The 6,076-nt window shown below is 69.1% G+C and carries 7 protein-coding genes; 4 read left to right on the top strand and 3 right to left on the bottom strand.

Translation table 11 applies throughout. The annotated features are described in order from the left end of the window. The first annotated feature begins 96 nt into the window (after positions 1-96). Positions 97-1,122 (top strand): SIS domain-containing protein, encoded by a 1,026-nt coding sequence (locus tag AUL33_RS16830; protein ID WP_062210827.1) that lies wholly within the window; start codon positions 97-99, stop codon positions 1,120-1,122. Continuing rightward, on the top strand, positions 1,122-2,273 hold the full coding sequence (gene nagA, locus AUL33_RS16825; protein WP_062210824.1) for an N-acetylglucosamine-6-phosphate deacetylase: 1,152 nt from the start codon (positions 1,122-1,124) through the stop codon (positions 2,271-2,273). Before AUL33_RS16830 ends, nagA begins: the two co-directional genes overlap by 1 nt. A 52-nt stretch (positions 2,274-2,325) precedes the next feature. Here nagA and AUL33_RS16820 read toward each other — a convergent pair whose 3' ends face one another. Beyond that, positions 2,326-2,943 carry an alpha/beta hydrolase gene (locus AUL33_RS16820; RefSeq protein WP_062210821.1) on the bottom strand — a complete coding sequence of 206 codons (618 nt, stop codon included), beginning with the start codon at positions 2,941-2,943 and terminating at the stop codon, positions 2,326-2,328. Between the two features lie 84 nt (positions 2,944-3,027). After that, the gene (locus AUL33_RS16815; RefSeq protein ID WP_062210818.1) at positions 3,028-3,975 is read right to left on the bottom strand and encodes a ring-cleaving dioxygenase; all 948 of its coding nucleotides are present in this window, start codon (positions 3,973-3,975) and stop codon (positions 3,028-3,030) included. Positions 3,976-4,173: 198 nt separating this feature from the next. On the opposite strand from AUL33_RS16815, the gene AUL33_RS16810 reads away from it, so the two are divergent. Beyond that, positions 4,174-5,127: a LysR family transcriptional regulator gene (locus AUL33_RS16810; protein WP_062210815.1), complete on the top strand. Its 954-nt coding sequence runs from the start codon at positions 4,174-4,176 to the stop codon at positions 5,125-5,127. Positions 5,128-5,198: 71 nt separating this feature from the next. On the opposite strand, the gene AUL33_RS16805 is transcribed toward AUL33_RS16810, so the two are convergent. Beyond that, a complete protein-coding gene (locus AUL33_RS16805) occupies positions 5,199-5,540 on the bottom strand; it encodes a hypothetical protein (protein ID WP_062210812.1) in 342 nt (113 codons plus the stop codon). Positions 5,541-5,728: 188 nt separating this feature from the next. Here AUL33_RS16805 and AUL33_RS22275 point away from each other — a divergent pair, with 188 nt between their 5' ends. Continuing rightward, on the top strand, positions 5,729-5,887 hold the full coding sequence (locus AUL33_RS22275) for a DUF3563 family protein (protein ID WP_156419457.1): 159 nt from the start codon (positions 5,729-5,731) through the stop codon (positions 5,885-5,887). The last annotated feature ends 189 nt before the right edge of the window (positions 5,888-6,076 follow it).

The following is a 6,076-nucleotide window of genomic DNA, read 5'->3' as shown; positions in this document are numbered from 1 at the left end:
TCGGCTGGATAGCGATGTCGCTGGTGGGCGCTATCATCGCGGCGGCAGCTGTGGTTTCGTCCGGCGATCCGAACGGTGTCGAGAACGAGGTGGTCCATGGCCGAGCCGAGCCTGATGCGGCGTGAAATCGACGAGATCCCCGAAGCGCTTCGTCGGCTCCTGTCGGGAAGCGGCGGGGCGATCGAGGAGATCGGGGCGCGGCTTCGGGCGCTCGATCCTGCGGTGATCGTGACCGTCGCGCGCGGCTCGTCCGATCATGCGGCGACCTATTTCAAGTATGCGAGCGAGATCACGACGGGAAGACCGGTGGCCTCGCTTGGTCCGTCCGTCGTGTCTGTCTATGGCACGGCGCTGCGACTGACTGGTCAGGTCGCCCTCGCCGTATCCCAGTCCGGCCGCAGCCCCGACATCGTGGCCTTGCTGGCCGCGGCGCGCGCTGGCGGCGCCGAGACGGTCGCGCTCGTGAATGTCGAAGGATCGCTGCTCTCGCAGGCCGCTCACCATACGCTGGCGCTTCACGCCGGACCCGAGCGCTCTGTCGCGGCGACGAAAAGCTTCGTCTCGTCGGTGGCGGCGAGTTTGGCCATTCTTGCTGCATGGACGGGCGACACGGCGCTGACGGTCGCGCTGGCCGAACTTCCCGATCGCCTTAATGCTCTTCCCCGTCCCGATTGGTCAGCGGCGCTTCCTGCCTTTGCCGGCGCTCGGTCGCTGTTCACGTTAGGTCGCGGCCCGGGCTTCGCGGTGGCCTGCGAGGCCGCGTTGAAGTGCAAGGAGACCTCGATCCTCCACGCAGAAGCCTATTCCGGTGCCGAGGTGCTGCACGGGCCGGTCTCGCTCGTCGAAGCCGGCTTTCCGATCCTCGCCTTCGTGCCGGACGATCCGGCGCGCGCTGGACTGCGGGAGATCTCTGCCCGCGTCGAGGCGTCCGGCGCTTCGCTCTTCACGGTCGGCGATGCCGGCTACGGGACATCGTTGCCCCATGCCGCGACCGGCCATCCGCTCACCGAACCGTTGGCCATGCTGACCGCCTTCTACGGGTTCGTCGAGACGGTGTCGCGCGAGCGGGGCCACGATCCCGATGTGCCACGGGGGCTCAAGAAGGTGACGGAGACCGTCTGATGCCGCGCTTCGCATGGACGGGCGCCGCGATCTTCGACGGCGAGCGCCGGATCGAGGATCATGCGCTGCTGATCGAGGACGGCTTCGTGGAAGCATTGTGCCCGGTGGGCGCGCTGCCCTCGAGTATCGAGACACGCGATCTCGGTGGCGGGCTTCTTACGCCCGGTTTCATCGACATCCAGGTGAACGGCGGCGGTGGGGTTCTGCTCAACGACACGCCGACGGTGGAGGGCATCCGCGCGATCTGCGACGCGCATGCGCGCTTCGGCTCGACTGCGTTGCTGCCCACCGTCATTACCGACCGCCCGGATGTGACCTTCGCGGCGATCGAGGCGGTTGCACAGGCGATCGAGGAGCGGGTGCCGGGTTGTCTCGGCATCCATTGCGAGGGGCCGTTCCTCTCGGTGGCGCGCAAGGGTGCGCACGACCCGGCGCTGATCCGGGCAATGACGCCCGAGGATCTCGCGGCTTTGACCGCCACCACCGTCCGCCCGTTGCTGCTGACGGTCGCCGCCGAAACCGTGGCGCCCTGGCAGATCACGGCGCTGGCGAAGGCCAGCATCCATGTCTCGATCGGCCATAGCGATGCCGATTTCGACACCGCGAACGCCGCCTTTGCGGCGGGCGCGACCTGCGTGACCCACCTCTTCAACGCCATGAGCCAGTTGGGGCACCGCACGCCCGGCCTCGTCGGCGCGGCGCTGGATTGCGCCGATGTCTGGTGCGGTTTCATTCCCGATGGTCACCACGTTCATCCGGCGGCGCTCCGCTCGGCACTGCGGGCGAAGCGCGGGACGAGGCGGATGATCGCGATCAGCGACGCCATGCCGACGGTCGGCTCGGACGAGGACGTGTTCGTGCTGTCCGGCCGCCGCGCGACGCGCCGGGACGGGCGGTTGACGCTCGACGACGGGACGCTGGCCGGTTCGGACCTCTCGATGATCGGCGCGGTCCGCTATCTCGTCGGCGCCCTCGATGTCCCGCTCCACGAGGCGCTGCAGATGGCCTCGCTCCATCCCGCCGAGTTCCTGGGGCTGGCGCCGCTCTATGGCCGGCTCCTGCCGGGTTCGCGGGCGGATGTCGTGTGGATCGACGAGGCGCTTGATATCCAGGGTGTCTGGATCGGCGGCGAGCCGGCGGGCGGGTTCTAGAGCGGAATGCATTCGCTCGGACCCTTGCCGCCGTGCTCCGGTCTGAGGCGCCTCAGAGCGCCGCCAGCCAGTCCTTGGCCAGCGCGATGTCGGCCTGGCCGAGGCCGTGACCGCCGGGGAGGATGCGGTGCTCGACGATGGCGCCGGCCTCGCGCAGCATCGCGGCGAGACGCGCGGCGTTGTCCGCGGGGATGATCGGGTCCATCGCGCCGGACAGGATCAGGACGGGCTTGCCCGCAAGATCGGCGGCGGGTGGCACCGCCAGCGGCACCATGGCGCGCAGCAGCACGGCGCCGGCCAGCACTCGGCTGTGCAGCAGGAGCATCGCCGCGGCGATGTTGGCGCCGTTCGAAAAGCCGAGCGCCACCGGGGCGGGAAGGTCGTAGTCCGCGCGCGCCTCGTCGACGAAGCCCGCGAGATCGCCGGCCCGCCGGCGCAGGTCGTCCTCGTCGAACACGCCCTCGGAGAGGCGTCGGAAGAAGCGCGGCATGCCGTTTTCGAGAACCTGCCCGCGAGGCGACAGGAGCGCCGCGCCGGGCGCCACCATGGCTCCGATCGGCAGGAGGTCGGCCTCGTCGCCGCCGGTTCCGTGCAGGAGGAGAAGCGGCGGACGCTCGAGATCGCCGGACGCGGGAGAGAAGCGGTGGATATGGGAGAGAGGGGAACTCATAACGGGGTCTCCTGACGGCGCAAGACGAGTGCTCGAGGCGGAACGGGGATCGCACCCCGCCCCGCCTCTTCGATATTGGTGGCCTCAGGCGGCGAGACCGGTGTCGCCGAGATCGGGCAGCACCGCCTCGATGCGGCTTCGCTGAAGCTCCAGTCCCCCGGGCAGCTTCAGAGCCGTGCCGAGGGTCGCGACCGGCTCGTCCACCGCGAAGCCGGGACTGTCGGTGGCGATCTCGAACAGCACGTGGCCGGGCTCGCGGAAATAGACCGAGCGGAAGTAGTTGCGGTCCTTCTGCTCGGTCGTGCCGATGCGGTGGTTCTCGGCGAGCCGGCGCACCATCGCGGCCTGCGCCGCGTCGTCGGCGGCGCGGAAGGCGACGTGATGCACCGAGCCGCCGCCCGGCCGGGGCTTGAGGAAGCCGCCGACGGCGCGGATGTCCACGGTGCCGCCGATTCCGCCCTGTTCGGTGCGAAAGCGCGTCGTCGTTCCCTCCTCGCCGATCTGCCGGAAGCCCAGCACGTCGGTGAGAACGGCGCCGGTGGGCTCCCTGTCCTCGACGAGGAGGCTGACCGAATGGAAACCGCGGATCGCATGCTCTGCCGGAACGTCGCCGGCGCTCCAGCCGCTCTCGCTCTCGATGCCGGGCACGGCAATGAGCGCCAGGCGCATCCCGTCGGGATCGCGGAAGGTGAGGACGGTCTCGCCGAAGCGCTTCTCCAGCGCCTCATGGGCGACGCCGTGGGCGATGAAGCGATGCGTCCAGAAACCGATCGAACCCTCGGGCACCCGGAACACGGTCTCCTGCGTCTCGCCGACGCCGAGCCGGCCGGGCGCCACGTGCTCCCACGGGAAGAAGGTGAGGATCGTGCCCGCCGAGCCCGTCTCGTCGCCGTAGTAGAGATGCCACGTACCGGGATCGTCGAAGTTGACCGTGCGCTTCACCAGCCGCAGGCCGAGCGTGCGCGTGTAGAAGCCGACATTGCGGCTGGCGGGGCCGGCGATGGCCGTGACGTGATGGATGCCGTGGGTCATGGGAGAACTCCCTCGCTGAGGGCTGGATGCCTCTCGTTCCCTGCTGAGATAAGCGCGATGGGGGTCCAAAGACACGAGAAACTGATTGCAGTATTGCAATGGAGCGTTTGCAGGAGCGCGGCTTGCATTGCCGTTCCGGCATTGCGATATTCCCCTGCCGTATCCGGGCGCATGTTCCGCTGCCGTACGAGAGGTTCGATGCCCGATCCCGTCGAGACGCTGAGCTGGGACGACTACCGCCTGATCCGAGCGGTGGCGGAGGCCGGCACGCTGCCGGCGGCGGCAGCGCGTTTGGGTCTCGCGCATTCCACCGTGTTCCGGCGCCTGCGCCAGGTCGAAGCCGCGCTGGGCTTCGCATTGTTCGAGCGCCGGGGCGCCAGCCTCGTGCCGAGCGGGCCGGGGGAGGAACTGGCCGCGCTTGCCCGGCGCATCGGCGACGATGTCGATGCGGTGACGCTGCGGTTGGCCGGGCGCGAGCCGAGCCCGCGCGGCGAGGTGCGGGTCGCGACGAACGATTCGCTGCTCGTGCATCTCCTGACGCCGCTCTTCGCCAGCTTCCGCGCCGCCTGTCCCGATGTGCGGGTGGAGGTGGTGCTCGGCAATTCCGCGCTGAACCTGTCGAAGCGCGATGCCGATATCGCCATCCGCGCCGCCGACCGGCCGCCCGAGACGCTGGTGGGGCGCAAGGTGGCGTCCATCGCCTGGGCGCTCTACGGGCGATGGACGGACCTGCCCGGTGAGGTGCCGGCGGGCCCTGCACGGTTCGACCGGCCGTGGCTCTCGCTCGGTGACAGTCTGGCGGGCATGAAGGTCGCGCGCTTTGCCGCTGCCAACGTTCCCGCCGAGCGCATCGGTTACCGCGTCGATTCCGTGCTGGGGCTTGCCGAAGGGGTGGAGGCGGGCCTGGGGCTGGCGCATCTGCCCTGTTTCGTCGGCGACGTCCGCCCGGCGCTGCGGCGGCTGGCGGCGCCCGAGCCGAGCTTTGCCACCGATCTCTGGCTGTTGACCCATCCGGATCTGCGCCATGCCGCGCGCATCCGCGTGCTGCTCGATCATCTCGCCGCGGGCATCGGCGCGCTTCGTCCCCTGATCGAAGGGGCGGCGCCGGGTCCGGACGGTCCGGCGCGGGACGCGCCGGTTGGGGAGGGCTGAGCAGATCGACGGGTCCGCAGACCTTTTCGAGGCAGGCCACGGATGAGGGTGAAGGGGGCGTCGCCCCGTCGTCAGCTCTTGGTGCCGGTGACCGCTCGCTCGGTGGTGCGTCGTGCGCCCGTGTCGTTGGCGAGCGTCGCGGCGATGAGAAGGGCGGGGTGATTGCGGATCGTCGACGGTTCGGTGACGAGCTCGATCTCGTTGGCGGCCCGGGTGAAGCGATCGACGAGCGCCTTGGCTTCGGCCTCGATGCGGTGGGAGCGTCGCAAGGCCAGCTTGCCACGCAGCGCGCCCAGCGTCAGCAACGCGAAGCGCCCGGGACGCGCCCGCGCCACGACCGCCTCATACTCGCGCATCAGGTTCCAGAACTGAGCCTCGGCCTTCGTGTCGATCCAGACCCGCTGTGTCGTCATGCTCGTCGTCCCTCGCCGGCAGGTCCCGCGCACCGTCGCTTTATCCCTCGACCTTACGCCGGGCAGCTTGTTTCGAACTGGACCCCGGGCAGGTCCAGCCGTGTCGAAGGCGCATGGCTCCCATGAGAAATGCTGCGTTGCAACAAAAACGCTGAAACCGCATATTCGAAACAACAAGGAGTTACCCCATGAACCTCACCCGTCGCATCCGTTCCGCCTTTCGACCCATTCGCGAAGAAGACCGCGCCGCCGCCTACCTCAGCGAGTCCACCTCGCTGATCGACCTCGAGCGCCGCCAGCGCGAAATCGACCAGGGCATTTTTCGCCCGCGTAGTTTCGGCTTCTGATCCGGGGTTTACACCGACCCTCCATCCCAATGCCGAAGGCGCCCTCAAGGCGCCTTTTCGGTTTTCAGGACGTCCCGTGATCGACGCCGGGCCGGTGGCTTCGATAAGGCCGATCGCCCGTCCAGAACCGTGGCTCTTGTCCTCGCGAACGAAAACGCCGGCCCTTGCGGACCGGCGTTCCGTGACAGC

The sequence above is a fragment of the Aureimonas sp. AU12 genome, from assembly GCF_001463705.1.
GTDB lineage: Bacteria > Pseudomonadota > Alphaproteobacteria > Rhizobiales > Rhizobiaceae > Aureimonas.
Note: the sequence above shows the minus strand (reverse complement) of the source record. Positions and strands in the feature narration are given on the sequence as shown.